The organism is Brachybacterium sacelli, assembly GCF_017876545.1.
Taxonomy (GTDB): Bacteria; Actinomycetota; Actinomycetes; order Actinomycetales; family Dermabacteraceae; genus Brachybacterium; species Brachybacterium sacelli.
The window spans coordinates 3,012,926-3,031,401 of record NZ_JAGIOD010000001.1 but is presented as its reverse complement, the minus strand read 5'-3'; the positions used below and the strand labels follow the sequence as shown (position 1 = coordinate 3,031,401).

The 18,476-nt window shown below is 70.9% G+C and carries 19 protein-coding genes, 1 tRNA gene and 3 pseudogenes; 11 read left to right on the top strand and 12 right to left on the bottom strand.

The features are described 5' to 3' along the window. The first annotated feature begins 63 nt into the window (after positions 1–63). On the top strand, positions 64–984 hold the full coding sequence (locus tag JOF43_RS13690) for a PAC2 family protein (protein WP_209902837.1): 921 nt from the start codon (positions 64–66) through the stop codon (positions 982–984). Here JOF43_RS13690 and JOF43_RS13685 read toward each other — a convergent pair. Further along, positions 973–1,770, bottom strand: a complete 798-nt coding sequence (locus JOF43_RS13685) for a transglutaminase-like domain-containing protein (RefSeq protein WP_342592182.1) — start codon at positions 1,768–1,770, stop codon at positions 973–975. The genes JOF43_RS13690 and JOF43_RS13685 overlap by 12 nt on opposite strands. Positions 1,771–1,884: 114 nt before the next feature. Between JOF43_RS13685 and JOF43_RS13680 the strand changes: the two genes are divergently transcribed. Genes JOF43_RS13680 through JOF43_RS13660 form a run of 5 tightly spaced genes read left to right on the top strand, consistent with a single transcriptional unit; the run spans position 1,885 to position 6,638 of the window. Next, a complete protein-coding gene (locus tag JOF43_RS13680) occupies positions 1,885–2,634 on the top strand; it encodes a sugar phosphate isomerase/epimerase family protein (protein ID WP_342592181.1) in 750 nt (249 codons plus the stop codon). Next, a complete protein-coding gene (locus tag JOF43_RS13675) occupies positions 2,631–3,740 on the top strand; it encodes a Gfo/Idh/MocA family protein (protein ID WP_209902833.1) in 1,110 nt (369 codons plus the stop codon). Before JOF43_RS13680 ends, JOF43_RS13675 begins: the two co-directional genes overlap by 4 nt. Before the next feature lie 38 nt (positions 3,741–3,778). After that, entirely contained in the window at positions 3,779–4,942 is a 1,164-nt protein-coding gene (locus tag JOF43_RS13670) for a Gfo/Idh/MocA family protein (protein WP_209902832.1), read from the top strand. Between the two features lie 57 nt (positions 4,943–4,999). Further along, a complete protein-coding gene (locus JOF43_RS13665; protein ID WP_209902830.1) occupies positions 5,000–6,001 on the top strand; it encodes a sugar phosphate isomerase/epimerase family protein in 1,002 nt (333 codons plus the stop codon). 4 nt (positions 6,002–6,005) lie between these two features. Beyond that, a complete protein-coding gene (locus JOF43_RS13660) occupies positions 6,006–6,638 on the top strand; it encodes a TIGR03085 family metal-binding protein (protein ID WP_245354109.1) in 633 nt (210 codons plus the stop codon). Between the two features lie 29 nt (positions 6,639–6,667). On the opposite strand, the gene JOF43_RS13655 is transcribed toward JOF43_RS13660, so the two are convergent. After that, complete coding sequence (locus tag JOF43_RS13655; RefSeq protein ID WP_209902828.1) at positions 6,668–7,684, bottom strand: methyltransferase; 1,017 nt, start codon at positions 7,682–7,684, stop codon at positions 6,668–6,670. A 95-nt stretch (positions 7,685–7,779) separates the two neighbouring features. Between JOF43_RS13655 and JOF43_RS13650 the strand changes: the two genes are divergently transcribed. Further along, a complete protein-coding gene (locus JOF43_RS13650; RefSeq protein WP_209902826.1) occupies positions 7,780–8,571 on the top strand; it encodes a ParA family protein in 792 nt (263 codons plus the stop codon). Positions 8,572–8,662: 91 nt separating this feature from the next. On the opposite strand, the gene JOF43_RS13645 is transcribed toward JOF43_RS13650, so the two are convergent. The 7 genes from JOF43_RS13645 to JOF43_RS13615 form a co-directional block, all read right to left on the bottom strand. Then, the gene (locus JOF43_RS13645; protein ID WP_209902824.1) at positions 8,663–9,247 is read right to left on the bottom strand and encodes a MerR family transcriptional regulator; all 585 of its coding nucleotides are present in this window, start codon (positions 9,245–9,247) and stop codon (positions 8,663–8,665) included. A 163-nt stretch (positions 9,248–9,410) separates the two neighbouring features. Further along, positions 9,411–10,103, bottom strand: a complete 693-nt coding sequence (ftsR, locus tag JOF43_RS13640) for a transcriptional regulator FtsR (protein ID WP_209902822.1) — start codon at positions 10,101–10,103, stop codon at positions 9,411–9,413. 4 nt (positions 10,104–10,107) lie between these two features. Further along, on the bottom strand, positions 10,108–10,551 hold the full coding sequence (locus tag JOF43_RS13635) for an FHA domain-containing protein (protein WP_209902820.1): 444 nt from the start codon (positions 10,549–10,551) through the stop codon (positions 10,108–10,110). A gap of 126 nt (positions 10,552–10,677) precedes the next feature. Then, positions 10,678–11,430, bottom strand: a complete 753-nt coding sequence (locus JOF43_RS13630; RefSeq protein ID WP_209902818.1) for a DUF881 domain-containing protein — start codon at positions 11,428–11,430, stop codon at positions 10,678–10,680. Then, complete coding sequence (locus tag JOF43_RS13625; RefSeq protein WP_209902816.1) at positions 11,427–11,759, bottom strand: small basic family protein; 333 nt, start codon at positions 11,757–11,759, stop codon at positions 11,427–11,429. The genes JOF43_RS13630 and JOF43_RS13625 overlap by 4 nt, the downstream gene beginning before the upstream one ends. Continuing rightward, entirely contained in the window at positions 11,756–12,694 is a 939-nt protein-coding gene (locus JOF43_RS13620) for a DUF881 domain-containing protein (RefSeq protein WP_209902814.1), read from the bottom strand. Before JOF43_RS13620 ends, JOF43_RS13625 begins: the two co-directional genes overlap by 4 nt. A gap of 67 nt (positions 12,695–12,761) precedes the next feature. Continuing rightward, positions 12,762–13,787, bottom strand: a complete 1,026-nt coding sequence (locus JOF43_RS13615) for a dioxygenase family protein (protein ID WP_209902812.1) — start codon at positions 13,785–13,787, stop codon at positions 12,762–12,764. Between the two features lie 190 nt (positions 13,788–13,977). Here JOF43_RS13615 and JOF43_RS13610 point away from each other — a divergent pair. After that, positions 13,978–14,051, top strand: a tRNA-Pro gene (locus JOF43_RS13610). A gap of 538 nt (positions 14,052–14,589) precedes the next feature. Here JOF43_RS13610 and JOF43_RS13605 read toward each other — a convergent pair. Next, positions 14,590–15,042 (bottom strand): annotated as a pseudogene (locus JOF43_RS13605) (FAD-binding domain-containing protein); the annotation flags it as partial. Here JOF43_RS13605 and JOF43_RS23170 point away from each other — a divergent pair. Further along, positions 14,979–15,407: pseudogene (locus JOF43_RS23170) on the top strand (cytochrome P450); the annotation flags it as partial. The pseudogenes JOF43_RS13605 and JOF43_RS23170 overlap by 64 nt on opposite strands. 6 nt (positions 15,408–15,413) lie before the next feature. Beyond that, the gene (locus tag JOF43_RS23165; RefSeq protein WP_342592180.1) at positions 15,414–15,539 is read left to right on the top strand and encodes a hypothetical protein; all 126 of its coding nucleotides are present in this window, start codon (positions 15,414–15,416) and stop codon (positions 15,537–15,539) included. Positions 15,540–15,542: 3 nt separating this feature from the next. Here the strand turns inward: JOF43_RS23165 and JOF43_RS13595 are convergent, their stop codons facing one another. Then, entirely contained in the window at positions 15,543–16,673 is a 1,131-nt protein-coding gene (locus JOF43_RS13595; protein WP_342592179.1) for an FUSC family protein, read from the bottom strand. Between the two features lie 679 nt (positions 16,674–17,352). Here JOF43_RS13595 and JOF43_RS13590 point away from each other — a divergent pair. Next, positions 17,353–17,679 (top strand): biopolymer transporter Tol, encoded by a 327-nt coding sequence (locus tag JOF43_RS13590; RefSeq protein ID WP_209902810.1) that lies wholly within the window; start codon positions 17,353–17,355, stop codon positions 17,677–17,679. A 411-nt stretch (positions 17,680–18,090) separates the two neighbouring features. On the opposite strand, the pseudogene JOF43_RS13585 reads toward JOF43_RS13590, so the two are convergent. Further along, a pseudogene (locus JOF43_RS13585) lies at positions 18,091–18,453 on the bottom strand (transposase); the annotation flags it as partial. Positions 18,454–18,476 lie beyond the last annotated feature (23 nt).

Sequence of the window (18,476 nt, the reverse complement as noted above, 5' to 3'; positions counted from 1 at the left end):
GGTCGTTGAACGATGAGTCACCACTTGCCGCCCCGGCCCGGCGGCCCGTTGCCAGGAGGAACCATGGATCCGACGACACTGTTCAACTACGAGCGGCACGTCGACTCGCGCTCCCTGCGCGGCCGCACGCTGCTGGTCACGCTCGGTGCGTTCAGCGACGCCGGAAATGCCCAGGACCTCGTCGACGACCACCTGCTCAACACTCTGCCCAGCCGCGTCGTGGGACGCCTGGACATGGACCAGGTCTACGACTACGCGGGCCGACGCCCCGAGGTGACCCTCGAGCTCGACCACTTCGACGACTACCAGAAGCCCGAGATCGTGCTCCACGAGGTCACCGATCCCGACGGCGAGCCCTTCTTCCTGCTCACGGGTCCCGAGCCGTCGTTCCAGTGGGAGCGGGTCGCGCACGCGCTGCGGATCGTCGTGGACCAGCTCGGCATCGAGCGCACCCTCCTCGTCCAGGGCTTCCCCGCCCCGGTCCCCCACACCCGCGAGCTGCCGGTGACGCGCTTCGCGGGCGACCCGGACACGATCGAAGTGCGGAGGACGATGCCCGGCACCTTCCGCCTGCGCGCCCCCTTCACCTCGCTGCTCACACTGCGCCTGGCCGATGCCGGCCACGACGTGGTGGGCCTCGTGGTGCACGTCCCGCAGTACCTCCACGAGATGTCCTATCCCGATGCCGCGATCGCCCTCCTGCAGGCGATCGGCCAGGAGAAGGGTCCGCACGTGCCGATGGAGGCTCTGGAGGCGCAGGCCGGCCCCGTCCGCGAGGCCGTCAGCGCCCAGGTCGACGCCCAGGAGCAGCTCCAGGAGATGGTCTCCGGGCTCGAGCAGCGCTACGACCGGATGATCACCTCGGGCGCCGGCGCCGAGGTCCCCACCGCCGAGGACATCGCCGCCGAGGTCGAGCAGTATCTCGCGGGCTTCACCGGGGACGAGGGCTCGGACGAGGACTCCGGCGAAGACTCAGCGCAGTAGGACCCGTGCAGCGGGGTCCTCGGCGGGCAGCTCGGGGTCCACGATCGCCGTGACCTGGATGCCGGTGAGCACCACGTTGCCTGCGAGCGTGGTCATGAAGGCCGTGTCGGCCGCGTCCTGACCGGTCGCGATCCTCACCATCGAGGCCCGCGGCGCCAGGCGGGTGGAGTCCACCGCCACCCAGTCCCCCTCGACCAGGGCTTCGACCACCAGGTGGAAGTCCATCGGGGCGAGCCCCGGCGCGAACGCCGAGGAGCAGCGGGCGGGGACCCCACCTGCCCGCAGCAGCGTCGCGGTCAGGTGGGCGTAGTCCCGGCACACCCCCTGGCGGGAGACGTAGGTGCTGCGCGCGGAATCGGTGATCGAGCTGGCGCCGGGGACGTAGTCGAGATGGTCGTGCACCCACGCGGCGACGGCCTCGACCGCCGCGGCTCCGGTGCGCTCGCCCACGATCTCCTCGGCGGTCGACGTGAACTCGTCGACCTCGCAGTAGCGGGAGGGGCGCAGATGCAGCACCGCGTCCGCCTCGCTCACGACCGGCACCGATGCGCGCGTGATGCCGCGGGCGGCGTAGACCACTTCGACCTGACCTGCAGGCAGCCCCGTGATCAGGTGCATCCGGCTGCCGAAGCGGTCGCGGGTCTCGGCGACCGCGTGCTCGCGGCCCCCGGCGAGCACCGTCAGCGACTCCTGGGCGACGGGCGCCTCGGAGACCGCGACCAGCAGGGCGATGTCGGTGCCCTCGGTGACCTCGGCCGTCATCCACGCCCGCACATGTCTCTCCACGTCCCCAGTGTGGCACCGGGCCGGGCGCCGCGGGACGGACGCCTTTGCCGCGACGTGATCTCCGACATAGTGTGTGGTGACCCACGTCCTCGACGCCGTCCCAGGGAGCACTCCGTGCAGATCTCCGTCCAGCTCTACAGCGTCCGGGATGCTTTCGCCGCCGATCCCGAGGCCACTCTGCGCCGTCTGGCCGAGATGGGCTTCACCGCCGTCGAGCCCTTCGCGCTGCGTGAGAACGCGACGTCACTGCGGCCCCTGCTGGCCGTGCACGGGCTCGCGGCGCCCTCTGCCCATGCCTCCCTGCTCGGCGCCGAGGATCCCGCGGGCCTGCTCGCCACTGCGGCGGGGCTCGGCGTGCGCACCGTCATCGAGCCGTACTGGGACCGTGAGCAGTGGGCGCGGGAGGACGACATCCGGGCCACCGCCGACCGGCTCAACGCCCTGGCGCCGCTCGCCGCGGAGAACGGGGTGCGCATCGGCTACCACAACCACGACGCCGAGACCCGACCGGTCTTCGAGGGCCGCTGCGGTCTGGAGGTCCTGGTCGACCATCTCGACCCGCGGGTCGTGCTCGAGCTCGACACCTTCTGGTCCGCCGTCGGCGGCACCGACCCCGCGGCGCTGCTCAACGCACTCGGCCAGCGGGTCCAGCTCGTCCATCTCAAGGACGGCCCGCTGACCGGTGACGTGCGCGACCAGCTGCCGCTCGGCGAGGGCGAGATGGACGTGCCCGGGATCCTCGCCTCCGCGCCCTGGCTCGAGACCGGGGTGATCGAGTTCGACGACCACTCCGGCGACATCTTCACGGCGCTCTCCCGCTCCCTCGCCCAGCTGACCCGGTACCTCCAGGAGGAGCGAGCATGACCGCTGCGTCCGGCCCCGTCGGCCTCGGCATCATCGGTGCCGGGGTCATCGCTGCCCAGTACCTCGACCAGCTCACGGCCTATCCCGACGTCGAGGTGCGCGCTCTCGGTGATCTGCGGCCAGAGGCGGCCGCCGCACGCGCCGCGCAGTACGGCATCAGCGCCCATGGCCCGGTGGCGACGGTGCTCGAGGACCCCGCGATCGAGATCGTCATCAACCTGACGATCCCGGCGGCACATCACGACGTCTCACGCAGCATCCTCGAGGCCGGCAAGCACGTGTGGACCGAGAAGCCGCTGGTGACGACACGGGAGGATGCGGCCGCCCTGCTGAGTGCCGCCCGGGAGCGCGGGCTGCGCCTCGGTGGCGCTCCCGACACGGTCCTCGGCGCCGGGGTGCAGACCGGCCTGCGGGCCCTGCGCGACGGTGAGATCGGGGAGCCCCGCTCGGCGCTCGCCCGGTTCCGCTCCCCCGGCCCCGAGTCCTGGCATCCCCAGCCCGATTTCCTGTTCCAGCGCGGTGCCGGACCGCTCTACGACATGGGCCCGTACTACCTGACCAGCCTGGTGCTCGCCTACGGGCCCGTCACTTCCGTCTCCGCCGTCGGTTCCCGGTCCGTGACCTCCCGGACCATCGGCTCCGGCCCTCGCTCCGGGGAGAGCTTCGCCGTCGAGGTGCCCACCCGCCTCCAGGGACTGCTGCGCTTCGCCGGTGGGACCAGCGCCGCCGTGGAGTTCTCCTTCGACGAACCCTTCGACCGCCCGCACGTGCTCGAGCTCTCCGGCTCCACGGGCACCCTCGCCCTGCCCGACCCCAACCAGTTCACCGGCGTGACCTCCCGAGCCGCCCGGGGCGAGGAGGACTGGACCGAGCGTGAGGCGACCGGGGCCGTCGGCGGACGAGGGCTCGGCACCCTCGAGATGGCCCGCGCACTGCGTGCGGACCGCCCCCACCGCCTCACGGGCGAGCTGGCCGCCCATGTGCTCGACATCATGATCGGGCTCGACGAGGCCACGGCGGTCGACGGGTCCGTGCCGGTCGACTCCACCGCTGCTGTCCCCGAGCTGCTGCCGGAGGACTTCGACCCGCTCGCCGCCACCCTGTGACCACTGCCCCCACGAATCCCAGCACGAAGGAGACCCCGGTGTCCCCCACCCCCGCAGACCGTCCTCTCGGCGTGGCCCTGATCGGCTACGCGTTCATGGGCCGCGCCCATTCCCAGGCCTGGCGCACGGTCGGCGCCGCCTTCGACGTCGCCGAGATCGCCCGCCGCGTGATCGTCGGCCGCGACGAGGAGGCCGTGGCCGAGGCCGCCCGCCGCCTGGACTGGGACGAGCACGCCACCGACTGGCGGGAGGTGATCACCCGCGAGGACATCGACATCGTCGACATCGCCGCGCCCGGCTTCCTGCACGCCGAGATCGCGATCGCCGCGCTCGAGGCCGGCAAGCACGTGCTGTGCGAGAAGCCGTTGGCCAACGACACCGCAGAGGCGGAGGCGATGGTCGCGGCGGCCTCGGCAGCCACCACGCGCGGTCAGATCGCGGCGCTCGGCTTCACCTACCGCCGCGTGCCCGCGCTCGCCCTGGCCCGCCAGTTCGTCGAGTCCGGGAAGCTCGGCACGATCCGGCAGGCCAAGGCCGCCTATCTTCAGGACTGGCTGGTGGACGAGGACGCAGGCATGTCCTGGCGGCTGCGGAAGGAGACCGCCGGGTCCGGGGCGCTCGGCGACATCGGCTCCCATGCCATCGACCAGATCCAGCACCTCACGGGACAGCGTGCCACCGCCGTGCGCGGGCGACTGGCGACGGTCGTGCCCCGACGGCCCGGTCCCGACGGACCGGAGGACGTCACGGTCGACGATGCCGCCTGGGCGACGCTCGAGCTCGACGGCGGGGCGCTGGCCTCCGTGGAGGTCTCCCGCATGGCCGCCGGCGCCAAGAACCGCCTGACCATCGAGCTGTTCGGCTCGAAGGGCGCGCTCCGCTTCGACCTCGAGAGCCCGAACGAGCTCTGGTTCCTCGACGCCACCCGCCCGGTCGCCGAGCAGGGCTTCACCCGGGTCCTGGTCACCGAGCCCGAGCATCCCTATCTCGAGGCCTGGTGGCCGCAGGGTCACGTGCTGGGCTGGGAGAACGCCTTCTCGAACCAGGCGAGGGACCTGCTGGTCGCGATCCGCGAGCGCGACGACAGCCCCGGCGCCGCCGCCTCATTCTCCCCGGACTTCGCGGACGGCCTCGCACTGCAGCGGGTGCTGGAGGCCGTCATCGCCTCCGACGCCGCCGACGGCGCCACCGTCACCGTCTGAGATCCACACCTCCACCCCCATACCTCGACACGTTCACTGCTGAGAAGGAGCACCACCATGGCTCATCCGCACACCCTGTTCACCGGCCAGTGGGCCGATCTGACACTCGAGGAGGTGGCCGAGCTGGCCGCCGGCTGGGGCTACGACGGACTCGAGATCGCCGTCTCCGGCGAGCACCTGGACGCGAGCCGCTGGGACGACGACGCCTACATCGCCGAGCGCCTCGGTATCCTCGCGAAGCACGGCCTGAAGGTCTGGGCGATCTCCAACCACCTCAAGGGCCAGGCGATCTGCGACGACCCGATCGACTTCCGCCACCAGGCGATCGTCGGCTCCGCGGTCTGGGGCGACGGCGACCCCGAGGGCGTGCGGCAGCGCGCCGCCGAGGACATGAAGAACACCGCACGGCTCGCGCAGAAGCTGGGCGTGGAGACCGTCATCGGCTTCACCGGCTCGAAGATCTGGAAGTACGTGGCGATGTTCCCGCCGGTCCCGCAGGAGGTCATCGACGAGGGCTACCAGGACTTCGCCGACCGCTGGAACCCGATCCTCGACGTCTTCGACGAGTGCGGGGTGCGCTTCGCCCATGAGGTCCACCCCTCCGAGATCGCCTACGACTACTGGACGACACGGCGCACCCTGGAGGCCATCGGGCACCGCGAATCGTTCGGACTGAACTGGGACCCCTCGCACTTCATGTGGCAGGAGATCGACCCGGTCTCCTTCATCAGCGACTTCTCCGATCGCATCTACCACGTGGACTGCAAGGACATCCGCGTGCGGGTGACGGGCCGCAACACCCGCCTCGGCTCGCACCTGGCCTGGGGCGATCCGCGCCGCGGCTGGGACTTCGTCTCCTTCGGCCGCGGCGACGTACCGTGGGACGCCGCCTTCCGCGCCCTGCGCTCGATCGGCTACGACGGCCCCATCTCCATCGAGTGGGAGGACGCCGGCATGGACCGGCTGCACGGGGCGAAGGAGGCCCTCGAGCACCTGCGCTCGCTGGACTACCCGGTCTCGGAGGTCTCCTTCGACGCCGCGTTCAGCAATCAGGAGTGAGCACATGATGACGACCGTGACCGATCCGGAGCGCGAGGCCTTCGCCGCGACGTTCGACGCCCTCGGCCCCCAGGCGCCGACGATCCTGCCGGGCTGGGACGCCTCGGACCTGCTCGAGCATCTGCTGGGGCGCGAACGCTACCCGCACCTGCTCGTGGGCCCCCGCCTGCCCGGCCCGCTGGGGCAGCGCGCGGTGGCGGCCCGCGAGGACTTCCGCGCCCGGCCCTGGGCCGAGCAGGTGGAGCTCTTCCGGGAGGGTCCGGGCCGCCTCTCCCCCGTCGGCGCCGTCGACCGCGCGAGCGGTCAGGGCGAGCTGCTCATCCACCACGAGGACCTGCGTCGCGCCCAGGAGGGATGGGAGCCGCGCCTGCTCCCCGACGAGGAGCAGGCTCGCGCGTGGCGAGCCCTGTCCCTGCTGTCCCGGGTGAGCGTGCACGTGGACGCCGACATCACACTGGTCTCCCCGCAGGGCGGGCGTCAGCTGCGCTCGCGGCGGTCCACGGGCGCTCTGCGCGTTCACGGCGAGGCGCTCGAGCTGCTGCTCTGGGTCTCCGGGCGCGACGAGGTGGCGCAGGTGCGCCTCGAGGGCGACGAGGGCGCGCTGCAGGCGCTGCAGGAGGGCCGACGGGGGCTGTGACCCTCCGCTGCCCGAGACCAGGGACCCGCTCAGTCGCGCGCGAGCAGGAACAGCCGCGGATGGTGGCCCTTCTGGAAGAAGCGGTGCTCCCCGACCGGTCGCCACGCCGTCCCACGCTCCAGCACCCGATGCATGCGCGAGATCTCATGGGTGAGCACCCCGAGGCGGGCACGCGGCGCGGCCAGCTGGGCGGCCCGCGCGAGCAGGTCCGCCAGCAGCTGCTCGTTCGAGTCGTGGTCCCCGTGCAGCGTGCCCCAGGGCGGGTTCGTGACCATGCGCGTGAATCCCGGCTCGAGGGAGGTCGTCAGCACGTCGCCGAGGATCCAGTCGATGCGGCCCCGCCGTCGCGCGGCCCGCTGGTGGAGGCGGGCGGCGTCGATCGCCTCGGGGTCCACATCCACCCCGACCGCACGGGCGGGCGGCGCTGCGTACAGCTGCTCGATCAGAAAGGTCCCGGATCCGCAGGTCAGGTCCAGCAGGCTGTCCTCCTCCCCCACCTCGAGCAGGTCCAGCACGGTGGCCGCGACGGTCGCGTTGACCGCACCCGGGTAGTTCACGGTGCGCCAGGCGCGGGTGGACAGGGGACGCGGCGTGGTGCGCAGCAGCACCTGCCAGGTGCCCGATGCCGTCCCGCGCCTCACCCGTGCCACCAGGTCGCCGTCCTCGGCCACGGCGATCCCCGTCCGCTGCGCGAGGGCCTCGGCGAGCCGCCGCATCTCGGGCGTGCCGGAACCGGCCGCCTCCAGGCGCAGCCCGTGGAAGCGCTGACGAGGACGCTGACGCCCCATGTCCTCCAGCAGCTCGCCGAGGCGTCGCTGGACCGAGGTCTCCAGCAGCTCGCGCGGCCGCCGCGCGGGGACGGTGAGGGCGGTGGAGGCGGCGACCGTGCGGCGCAGGCCGCGCACCGCGTCGAGGTCGTCGGTGCTCAGAGTCAGCTCCGTCGGTGTCACCTCGCCCGCGGGGCCGAGCTCGGCGGCCTCCCGCAGGGCGCCCGCCCCGCAGCCCTCGAGCACCTCCAGCACGAGCTCATGCGTGATCTGCGACAACGTCGGCCCCCTCAGCACCGGTCCCGGACATGATTCACGCAGGTTACCGCCCGTGGCGGACCCGGTGATCAGGGTCCGGTCGGTAGACTCCCCCCGTGTTCATCGTGAGTGTGTGTTCCCTGAAGGGCGGCGTCGGCAAGACGTCGGTGACCTTGGGCCTGGCTTCTGCCGCCCTCCATCAGGAGGTGAACGCCCTCGTCATCGACCTCGATCCGCAGGGCGACTCCACCCTGGGGCTGCTGGGGGAGCCCGCGAGCACGGTGGACATCGCCGAGGTGCTCTCCTCCCCCCGCACGGAGACGATCGACCGTTCCATCGTGCCGGCGCCGTGGTCCTCCGAGGCCGCCTCGCACCTCGATGTGATCCCCGGGTCGAGCCGCTCCTCGCTGATGGACTCCCCCACGCCCGATCCGCGCGACGTGCGCCGGCTGCGTGAGGCGCTCGAGAAGCGCAGCCACCAGTACGACCTGGTGCTCATCGACTGTCCGCCGTCCCTGAACGGCCTCACCCAGATGGCGCTCGCCGCCTCGGACCGCTCCCTCGTCGTCGCCGAGCCGGGCTTCTTCGCGGTGACGGCGGCGGATCGCGCGCTGAAGCTCTCCGCCGAGATGCACGAGGACGGCATCGCGCCCCGCCTGCAGCCGCTGGGCCTGGTCGTCAACCGCTACCGCCCCCGTTCCGTCGAGCACCAGTACCGCCTGGCCGAGCTGCGGGACCTCTTCGGCGAGGCGGTCCTCGAGCCGGTCATCGAGGAGCGCGTGGGCTTGCAGCAGGCCCAGGGCGGCGCCGTTCCTCTGCACCGGTACGAGGGCGCCTCCGGCAAGCGGCTCACCGCGGACTTCGACGCCCTGCTGAAGACGGTGCTGGCCTCACGCCAGCACTCCTGAGCTGAACAGAGAATTACAGAGACATACAGAGACATACAGAGAACGGCGGGCCCCTTCCCGGGACCCGCCGTTCTTCTGGTTCAGCGACGGTTCAGCCGGCCTGGCGAGAGCGGCGGCGCGCGGCGAGCTCGTCCTGCAGGGCGAGGGCCGCGTCGTCGGCCGGGTCCACACCGGGCAGCACGGCGAGGTCGTTCTCGACCTCGCGCCACACTCGGCCCACGGCGATGCCGAAGACGCCCTGACCGCCCTGGACCAGGTCGAAGACGTCCTCCGCGGAGGTGCACTCGTAGACGGAGGCGCCGTCGCTCATCAGGGTGATGCCGGCGAGGTCGTCGATGCCGCGCTCACGCAGCGCGCTGACGGCGACACGGATCTGCTGCAGGGAGACGCCGGTGTCGAGGAGACGCTTGACGACCTTGAGGACGAGGATGTCCCGGAAGCCGTACAGGCGCTGGCTGCCGGAGCCGCTGGCGCCGCGGACGCCCGGCAGGACCAGGCCGGTGCGGGCCCAGTAATCCAGCTGACGGTAGGTGATGCCGGCGGCCTTGCAGGCGGCCGGACCACGGTATCCGAGCTCCCCGGGAGCGTCCACGACGTCATCGAACAGGACGCCCTGCGCGGGCTCGGCGGGCACGGTCGACTGCTCAGTGCGATCATCGCCAGGAGTGGCGTTCACGGCTACCTCCGGATTCCGGCTCTCCGACGGGGAAGGACGAGAGCACTCGCCCAGACTAGCCCGAACCACCCTCCCGGAGACAGCAACGCGCCGCCCGAAGATCACGGATCGATTGCGCCGAGGAGCCGATCCGGAGCGCCGAACGGAGTCGGATCAGCGGTGCTCAGGTCTCCCGGAGCTTGGCGCGCAGCACCGCGGAATGCAAGGTGACCATGGACTCCCCCAGGTCGCGGGCGAAGTCCTCGGCCTCGCCGCGGGCCACCGCGTCCCCGCCCCGCGAGCGCGGCTTGGCGACGGAGCGGATCATGTGGGCCTCCCGCTCCGCCGAGGTGCGCAGCATCACCAGGTGACGGGGATGCAGCCCCTCGTCGGCCAGGTCCCGGGCCGAGATGACGATCTCCAGCTCGGCGGACCCGTAGAACAGGAGCCCCTCGGCCAGCAGCCCGTACTGCTCGAGCTCGGCGAGGAAGTCCTCCTCGACGGCGGCCTGGCGGGCGAGTCCGCGCCGGTCCAGACGCACCGGCTGCGGAGAGGAGGTGGGGCCGGGGCGGGAGGCGATCGAGGTGACCTCGGAGTCCACGCCGTGCTCGAGCAGGTGCTCCTTGATGACCTTGAGCGGCCAGAAGCGGTCCCGCTGCGCCCGCAGCACGAACAGCAGGCGGTCGACGTCCTCGCGCGAGTACTTGCGATACCCGGCAGGGGTGCGCTCGGGCGTGATCAGACCCTCGGACTCGAGATAGTGGAGCTTGGAGTGCGCCAGGTCGGGGAACTCGTCCCGCAGGCTCCCGAGCACCTGCCCGATGCTCAGCCGTGCGGCCCCGGACGAGTTCGGCCTGCGCGCTGCGGAGGCCGGCATCCGGTCAGTCCGTCCCGTGGAAGGGGTGGTACGTCAGCCGGTACTTGCCGATCTGCACGTCCTGACCGGGCTGGAGGCGCACCTCGTCGACCCGGTCCTTGCCCACGTAGGTGCCGTTGAGGGAGCCCAGGTCGCGCACGAGGAAGCTGTCCCCCTCGCGCACGAAGGCGGCGTGCTTGCGGGAGACCGTGACGTCGTCGAGGAAGATCTCGCTGCCCGGGTGGCGACCGGCGATGGTGGTCTCGGAATCCAGCAGGAAGCGCGCACCGAGGTTCGGCCCCTTCCGCACGATCAGCAGAGCGCTGCGCGGGGGGAGGTTCTCGATCGCCCGACGGTCCTGCGACGAGAGGCCGGACTCCGAGTCCTCGACCGGGTCGCTGGGCGAGATGGCGCTCAGCTTCGACGTGTGATCGAGATTGTCGTCGTTCCACTCGGTGTTCCCGGACACTCCGCACCCCTTCCTGGCCGGCGACGGATCCTGCTCCGTGGGTGAACACGATCCCGCCTGTCCATCCTCGCACGAGGAGGGCAGGGGACGCGCCCCTTCGACGTCCCGCAGAGCAGGATTTGACGATCACTTGACCACTTGCGAGTGCACCGGCTCCTCGAGCTCCGCCGTCGCCTCGATCTGCACCTCCTGCTCGACCGCCACCGCGAGCGTCCCGCCGTCCCCGGCCACGGAGTCCGCAGCTCCGCCGGGGATCCGCAGAGCGGGTTCCATGACCTCCGGGTCGCCGATCGCGCGGATCGTGTACGGGGCGGCGACGGCGGCGCCGTCCACCATCAGCCGCCCGTCCGCGGCGGTGGTGACGGAGCTCGAGGCGACCACGCGCACGTCATCGATCTGGATCACCTCGGCGCCGGCGTTGCGCAGCTCCTGGATGACGCCGAGCAGGGTCGAGGAGCGGACGCCGCCGTCGGGGTCCGCGATCGAGACCACGATCCCGCGACCGTGCGCGGGGGTGGTCCCGGCGACGATCTCGAGCGTCGCCAGGCGCTCCTCGGCGGCGTTGCGCGCGGCGACGTCGTCCTCCTGGCCGGAGCGCAGCGCCTCGAGGGTGCGATCGAGCTCGGCGACCTCGACCTCCAGATCGGCGGAGTGCCGTCCCGACTCGTCGAGGAGCCGCACCAGCTCCTGCTGGGAGGCGCCGTCGAGGGAGTCGTCCGTCTGCCGCACCTGGGCAGCGATGGACACGCCCAGCAGCAGGCACAGCAGGCCCACGATCAGTTGGGTCCAGGTGGGCTGGGGGCGCAGGGTCTCGCGCAGCCGTCGCCAGACGATCTTCTGTGCCGTGCGGCTCTCCGGGGTGCGGGTGCCGTCGCTCATGACCGGAACAGCAGGCGTCGGATCGCGGCGGCGTTGGAGAAGATCCGGATCCCGAGCACGACGATCACGGCGGTGGACAGCTGGGCCCCCACCCCCAGCTGATCACCGAGGAACACCAGGAAGGCCGCGATCAGGACGTTGAACAGGAACGAGGTGATGAAGACGTGGGCGTCGAACGCCCCGTCGAGGCTCGCGCGCAGTCCTCCGGCCAGGGTGTCCAGGGCTGCGACGACGGCGATCGGGAGATAGGGCTGGAGCACGGCGGGCACATCGGGCTGGACGACGATGCCCAGTCCGATGCCGACGGCCAAGCCGATGAGGGCGATCATTCGGTCTCCTTCCGCGCCCCGCCGGTGGCGGGGTCGCTGGCGGGTGCGGTGGAGGGGGAGGTCTCGGGGGTGCTCTCACGCGGGGCCTCGAGCTCGGAGGCCTCGCGCAGGGTGCCGACGGGCCGGGCGGGGACGGTCAGGTCCTGGGCGCTGCCCCAGGAGTGGCGGATGCCGAAGCGGGCGGAGATCCCGGAGAGGTAGTCGCCGCTCTCCCCCGCGTCGACGGCCGCGCGCAGCTCCTCCGGGTCCCCGAGCGCCGTGATCTCGTAGGGCGGGGACAGGGGCCGGAAATCCACCAGCACCGCGGAGCCGGCGGTACGGATCGCGCTGGTGGCACTGAGTCGCTGGCCGTTGACGGCGATGGCCTCGGCGCCGGCGGCCCAGAGCCCGTTCACGGCGATCTGCAGGTCGTCGTCGGTGACGCGGTTGACGGTCCCCTCGCTGACGCCGGGGCTGGCCGGCAGCGGGGCGGAGTCCTCGACGGTGAGGACGACACCGGGACCGGTCCGGGCCGACCCCGCGCCGGCGGCCTCGTAGGCGCGCAGCCGTTCGGAGGCGTCGGCATCGGTGCTGTCCAGGACCACGGCCTGGGCATCGGCGATCTGACCCTCGAGACCCTCCTGCCGGCTCTCGAGCTCGTCCAGCTCACCGCGGGCCTCGAGCACCTCCTGCTCGAGCAGGGCCCGCGGGTCGTCGTCCCCGGCGGCGTCCCGCCGGAGGTCGGTGACCGCGACGGCGACGACGAAGCCCAGCGCGAGGGCCAGCAGCAGGGTGAGGGTGCGCATGGGCCGGTTGTCCGGCGGCGCGGCCTCGGCGAGCGGGTCGTCCTCGCGCAGGGCGTCGACGTCGTAGGGGTTCGCGGTCAGAGCACGCAGCAGCGAGGACGGCGAGTACGGGGTCTCCCCGTGGGGCGTCGACCGCGTCGGAGCAGGCATATCAGCACACTAGCGCCGCTCGCACCCGCAGCCGCTGCGACCCGCGGAGCCCCGCGAACCTCCCCGCTCAGCGGGAGCCGACGAGGGAGTTGCCCACCAGGGAGCCCCCGCCGTCGGACGCCCCACCCGGCCCGCCGGCGGGCGGCTCGCCCCCCACGGGCGGTGCGCCGCCTCCAGCGGCGGTCATCGTGGGCGTCGTGGTGGGATCGATCGCGACCGAGAGCGTCACGGTGTACCCGGACGTCGCGTTGCCCTCGGCGGTGGCCAGCTGGAGTTCGCCGCCGTCGTCGCCGAAGACGTTGTCGGACTCGAGGGTGATCGCCGCGAGGTTCTCGGCGGAGCCGTCGTAGCCGTCCGTCGCGTACACCGTCTCGCACACGTCCTGCGGCATCGCGACCTGTGACGTGGCGAGCAGGTCATCGACGCTGGTGAGAGTGTCGGCGTCCGGGTAGACCTCGAAGTGGACATGCGGCCAGCGCCCGGCATAGCAACCCGGATAGATGCTGGTGAAGGTGACGGCGCCGTCGGCGCCGGCGACCTGGACACCGCGCAGGAAGTTCTCCTCCTCGAGTTCCTCGGAGTACAGCGAGTACAGGCCGTCCCCGGTGCAGTGCCAGACGTAGACGGCGACGCCCTCGTAGGGCGCACCCTCGGCGGAGAGGTCCGTCAGCTGGAGCGTGAGGGTCATGGGGACCCCGCTCGCGGTGGCGGAGCCGGACCCGAAGCTCGAGGTGATGTCGCCGCGCACGACGTCGGCCTCGGTCAGGACGTTCACCCCGTTGGTGCCGTCGGCCGGGTAGGGGCCGTTGGTCTCCTCGGGGATCTCTCCGTCCGCGGTCGACCCGTCACCGCCATCCTCGCTCGCCGCGGTCTCCTCGTCGCCGACGCAGGCCGCGAGCCCGAACGCCGCCGAGCCGGCCGCGAGGGCCACCAGCGCGCCGCGGCGCGAGACGATCGTGCCGACATCGAAGGCGAGACCCTGGTCGGCGAGGGGTTCCTCCGGGTGGGCGAGGGCCCGACCCTCGTAGGAGAGGATGCCGTCGGGCTCCCGCTCGAGCCGGGGGTCCTGGGAATCGTCGGTCTGCTCGTACATGGTCGTTCCTGCTTCCTGTCGGGGACGTCGACGACGCTAGGGCCGCTTGCCATGGCTCGCCCCAGGGGCACCTGTGGGGTCGCTGTGCGACCTGCCGGAGGAGGGTGCCGCAGGTCACGCCCGTTCCGATTCGCTCGGGAGGTGGTGGCCGGGGTACTGTGTTCCACGGCCCTCCGGCGACGGAGGATCTCGGGCTGTGGCGCAGCTTGGTAGCGCACATGACTGGGGGTCATGGGGTCGCAGGTTCAAATCCTGTCAGCCCGACGAACGCCCTGGTGAGAACAAGTTTCTCGCCAGGGCGTTGTCTTATTCGGCAGCAATGTGACCGCTGGGGTGACCGCTAGGGTCGTGCCAGCTGCAGACCGCCCGAAACCCGCGACCACCACCAAGAAGGCGATCGACCTTCGAGTGCTGCACGTGACCAGGAGCGCACCTGGCGAGGACAGAACGGGACCGGCTGGCGGCAAGGGCCCGAGTCTCCGCCTTGCCCTCTCGCCACCCCGACTCACGACCGGTCAGGCCGCCTGGCCCACGCAAGGATGTCCCTCCCGTCGGAGCTCCCACGTGGCGGAGAACTGCGGCAGTGCCGCCGCGCCGCCCTCAGCTGCCGAGGCGTCGACTGCTCTGCGCCCGCACGGGGCGTCCACCGGGTCGTCTCGCACGTACGCCTCGACGCGCCGCTGCACCACGGCTGCCCGTCAGGGCAAGCTGGTACCTCCTCACAGTTGGAAGTCATTTCTCGGCACCGCGACCCATAATTGGCTGTGCGGGCAACATCTGTACAGCGCTCTCGTTCTACGTATCAGGCTTCTCCAGCTGAGGACTCGTTGCTTGATCGACGGATCGCGGCGAAGGCGGCAAGGGCCTCTTCGCGCGAGCTGCGCAGGTCGGCGATCGGGCGTTGCGCGTCCCGCGAGGGCTCAGTCGCCTCGGGGACCCACCGGTGCACGTAGGAGCCGTCGGGGTCGAAACGTTCCTGCTGTCGTCCGGGATTGATGATGCGGAAGTAGGGGGCGGCGTCGTCTCCGGTTCCAGCGACCCACTGCCAATTGAAGGGGTTGGAGGCTTCGTCGGCGTCGACCAGGGTGTCCCAGAACCACTCCTCACCGAGGCGCCAGTGCAGGCGAAGATTCTTGGTCAGGAACGAGGCGGTGACCAGGCGTACCCGATTGTGCATCCAGCCCGTGGTCCATAGCTCCCGCATTCCCGCATCAACCAGATCGATCCCGGTGCTGCCCTGTTGCCAGGCGCGGAGGTCCTGCGCTCGAGGACGCTCCGCTGCGCGAGCGGTACCTCGCCGCCGACCAGGACGAGCGCCTCGGCATTCTCCAGGAGATCATCCGCCTCGAGCCCGTTGTCGGTCACCTGTGCCGCCGGGTCCGCGGCCCCCTCACCGTCCGCGACGAAGGCCTCGAGCACCACCTGGCCCCCGGAGACCTCGTCGACATCGACGTCCGGGCCGCCAACGCGGACCCCGCGAGCGTCGGCGCCGCACCGCTGGAGCTCTGCCCGGGCCGGCCTCTGCCCCGCGGAGTCAGCGCATCGGGACTGAGCTTCGGGGACGGCACCCACCGCTGCCCAGGCAGCTCCCTCGCCCTGCTCGAGACCGACACGCTCCTGACCCGTGTGCTCGCGCAGCAGCCGACGATCCTGGCCGAGCCGTCGCTCGGGTGGGACGACCTCGTGGCGGGATACCGGCTGCGCGGCCTCGAGCTGTCGTTCGGCGCCGACGCTTCCCCGGCCGGCCCGTGAGACCTACTGGTCACGCGGATTCGCCGCCGCGCCCTCGCGCGCCTCGCGGGCCGAGGCGACGTCGTCCACGATGACCGCGATGTGGCGCATGCTGGTGATCAAGGACCCGTACAGCGGCCAGGACTCCCGCGGCAGCTGAGCCTCTCGCGCCACGGTGACGGAGAGGTCCGAGAGTCGATCGAAGATCGGTTCCACCTCGGCGTCCGGGTCGGCCATCGCATGCCCCGCATCCCGCACGATCCTCACCCAGCCCTTACGGAAGCGGGCGTCCCAGTCACCGTCGAGGTGGGTGGCCTCGCGCAGGGTGCGGGTCAGATGCCGGAGATGCGAGATGCCCTCGTCGACCCGGGCGAGAATGTTCTCGTACGACGCCTCCTCGGCCGGGACGGTGGAGGACCCGTTCCGGCCGGACCCGCGTCGACGCCGCAGGCCCGATCTCGGATTCACGCGCTCGCTCTCGCGCGCGAACCGCACCGTCTGCCACGCGGAGTCGAGCTCTTCGCTCATCGACTCGGTCTCGCGGAACCACGCTTCGGCTTGATCGGTGTCCCAGGACGTCGAGAACTCGTCCGCCATGTTGATCAGCACGTCGCCCATGCGGCGATTGATGCTGTCGACATAGCGCGCCGCCTGCTGGTCTCGCAGCGGTGGGATGATCAGGAGATTGACGCCAACGCCGACGGCGACGCCGAGGGCCACCTCGATCATGCGGTCCAGGAGCAGGGGCTGCTGGCTGTCGAAACCGCTGCCGAGGAGGAAGATCGCGGTGGTGGCGATCGCGACTCCTTCATCCCGTATCCAAGAGATCCGCGAACCCAGGAGACCGACCAGGAGAGCCAAAGCGAACGTCCACACGCTCACCCCGAGCCAGGCACCGATGACGAAGGACACGAGCACCCCGACCGCCGAGGCGACAGTGGTCTGCGCACCCCGTGACAACGAGCGGTGAACGGTCGCGTGGACCGTCAGCAGGGCGGTCCACGGGGCCAGGAACGGCAGCTGTGAATCCAGGACGAATATTGACAGCGCCCATGCGGCGGTGCCGGCGAGCACACCCTTCGCGATCTGCAACAGATCGGTGACAGTTTCAGGTCTCCTCAGCAGTGCCGGGAGGTCGCGCAGAAAGCGTCTCACAGTGTTCTTCCTCTCCACCCGTGCGAGCCTCCCCCTCACCGGTGCGGAGAGAGGCCTGGCTGACTGCTCAGTGATCGTGCGGCGGCAATGAAGCTCCTAGCCGTCGAGGAACACGATCGCATGGAATCGCGCTCCCCCGCGATGGAGTACAGCGTGACTCGACCCAAGCCCCGCCGTTCAAGCATCTCGGCTCGGAAGCTCACGCATCGACCGCGATCGATATGCTCAACCCGCCACCAGTCCAGCGCCTCACGGGCGTGGAAGACGGGACCGTCTCGCGCTCCGTCCTCAGACGCGCGCCCGCTCCGGTCCTCGAGTATCGGCGCCAATCAGCTTCCCCCGAATCCGAACTCGCCGGCGACCAGGACCGCGGAGAAGTGCTCGCGCGGTCCGAGCTCACAGCCCCGCCGCACCGCTCCCTCCGTTCGGCTTCCGGCCGGTGGCTTGCGCCTTGACGATCGCGGCGAGCACTGCGGGGCCCTCTCGGCATGAGCCCGTCGTCAGTGCACGGCGGTGGTGGCAGGCCGGGAGCCGGAGGTAGCGTGGGACTCGTCCGGTTTGCCGGTCCTCGAGTGCCCGAACCACTCTCGGGGGCGGGACGACCTCGACGTCTATCCGTACCTCGATGCGTTCCCTGCTCCCGAGGTTTACGCCCTCCAGCCGGAGAATTGAGGACGCGATGGAACGTACCCTCGATGGCCGATACATCGTGGTCGGTGGTCGGCGCTGGCGCGCAGCTGACCCGCTGCTTGCCGACGAGACGACGGCGGCGTTGCTGTCGGCGCTCGGGCGCGCTCGAGCTGCTGTGCGGAACACCGGAGGTGATGAGCGCGAACGAGCTCGCGACCGCGTGAAGCTCGCCAAGGAAGGCCTGGGCGAACGGGGAGTCCCCTGGTGGGACCTCACCCTCCCTGAACGGGAGAGACGGGCTCGCCTACGTCTGAACGAGCTCTCCACGGCCGAAGATGCGGACGCCGAGCTCTCGGACCGCGGAGAAGACGGGTAGGAACGCAATGCACAAAGCATCACTCGCCTTCGCGGCATTCGGCCACTCCTCGCGCTTCCTCGGAGCGATGCTGCTGCTGGGGGCGCTCGTTATCTTCGCGGGCACAGTGGTTTGGGCGTTGTCCGCTCCGGGGGTCGAGTACGTGTGGCCTCTGAGCATGATCAGCGATCTTGATGCCAGTGACTGCTTCACAGCGGATGGGCGGTGGATTTGCTCCCCTCGCGCCACGGCTTTCAATATCGGACTTCTCGCGGCGGGCACGGCACTGGGATGCGCTGTCACGATCCTCCGGCGTAGCTGGGGAATCGCACTGTGTGGTTCCGTCGCCTCTGCCGCGATCGGTCTCATTCTGCTTGGGCTTCTGCCTTCCGATACGGCTCCACGGGCACATATGGTCGGTGCTTTGCTGGCTCATCCCAATCGGGGGTGTAGAAGTTGGGGTCTGAAGCCGCCGGTCTCGAGCAGGCTTCGGGCGATGTAGTTGGTCAGGTTGCGGAACCCGAGTGCGGAGCCGCGCAGGTGTTCGAGCCGTCCGTTGAGCGCCTCGGTCGGCCCGTTGCTGGTGCCGGGTCGTTCGAAGTAGGCGAGCACGTCAGCGGCTCGCTTCTTCAGGGTCCGGCCCAGGGTGGTGAGCTCGGTGAGCACCTTGGGGACGCCGGCGCTGAGGTCGGTGATCAGCTTCTCCATGAGCTCGCGGCCACGTTGCCGGTCCTCGTGGCGATAGGCGGCGATCATGCGCTGGTAGACACCCCAGGTCGCCTCGACCTCGACGTGAGGGGACTGATGCGCGATCAGGT

What these genes read in the sequence shown, in the direction of transcription:
- JOF43_RS13690 (WP_209902837.1), top strand. Translation starts at nt 64, where the DNA reads ATGGATCCGACGACACTGTTCAACTACGAGCGGCACGTCGACTCGCGC.
- JOF43_RS13675 (WP_209902833.1), top strand. Translation starts at nt 2,631, where the DNA reads ATGACCGCTGCGTCCGGCCCCGTCGGCCTCGGCATCATCGGTGCCGGG.
- JOF43_RS13665 (WP_209902830.1), top strand. Translation starts at nt 5,000, where the DNA reads ATGGCTCATCCGCACACCCTGTTCACCGGCCAGTGGGCCGATCTGACA.
- JOF43_RS13660 (WP_245354109.1), top strand. Translation starts at nt 6,006, where the DNA reads ATGATGACGACCGTGACCGATCCGGAGCGCGAGGCCTTCGCCGCGACG.
- ftsR (WP_209902822.1), bottom strand. Translation starts at nt 10,103, where the DNA reads ATGCCGGCCTCCGCAGCGCGCAGGCCGAACTCGTCCGGGGCCGCACGG.
- JOF43_RS13630 (WP_209902818.1), bottom strand. Translation starts at nt 11,430, where the DNA reads ATGAGCGACGGCACCCGCACCCCGGAGAGCCGCACGGCACAGAAGATC.
- JOF43_RS13625 (WP_209902816.1), bottom strand. Translation starts at nt 11,759, where the DNA reads ATGATCGCCCTCATCGGCTTGGCCGTCGGCATCGGACTGGGCATCGTC.
- JOF43_RS13620 (WP_209902814.1), bottom strand. Translation starts at nt 12,694, where the DNA reads ATGCCTGCTCCGACGCGGTCGACGCCCCACGGGGAGACCCCGTACTCG.
- JOF43_RS13615 (WP_209902812.1), bottom strand. Translation starts at nt 13,787, where the DNA reads ATGTACGAGCAGACCGACGATTCCCAGGACCCCCGGCTCGAGCGGGAG.
- JOF43_RS13590 (WP_209902810.1), top strand. Translation starts at nt 17,353, where the DNA reads ATGGAACGTACCCTCGATGGCCGATACATCGTGGTCGGTGGTCGGCGC.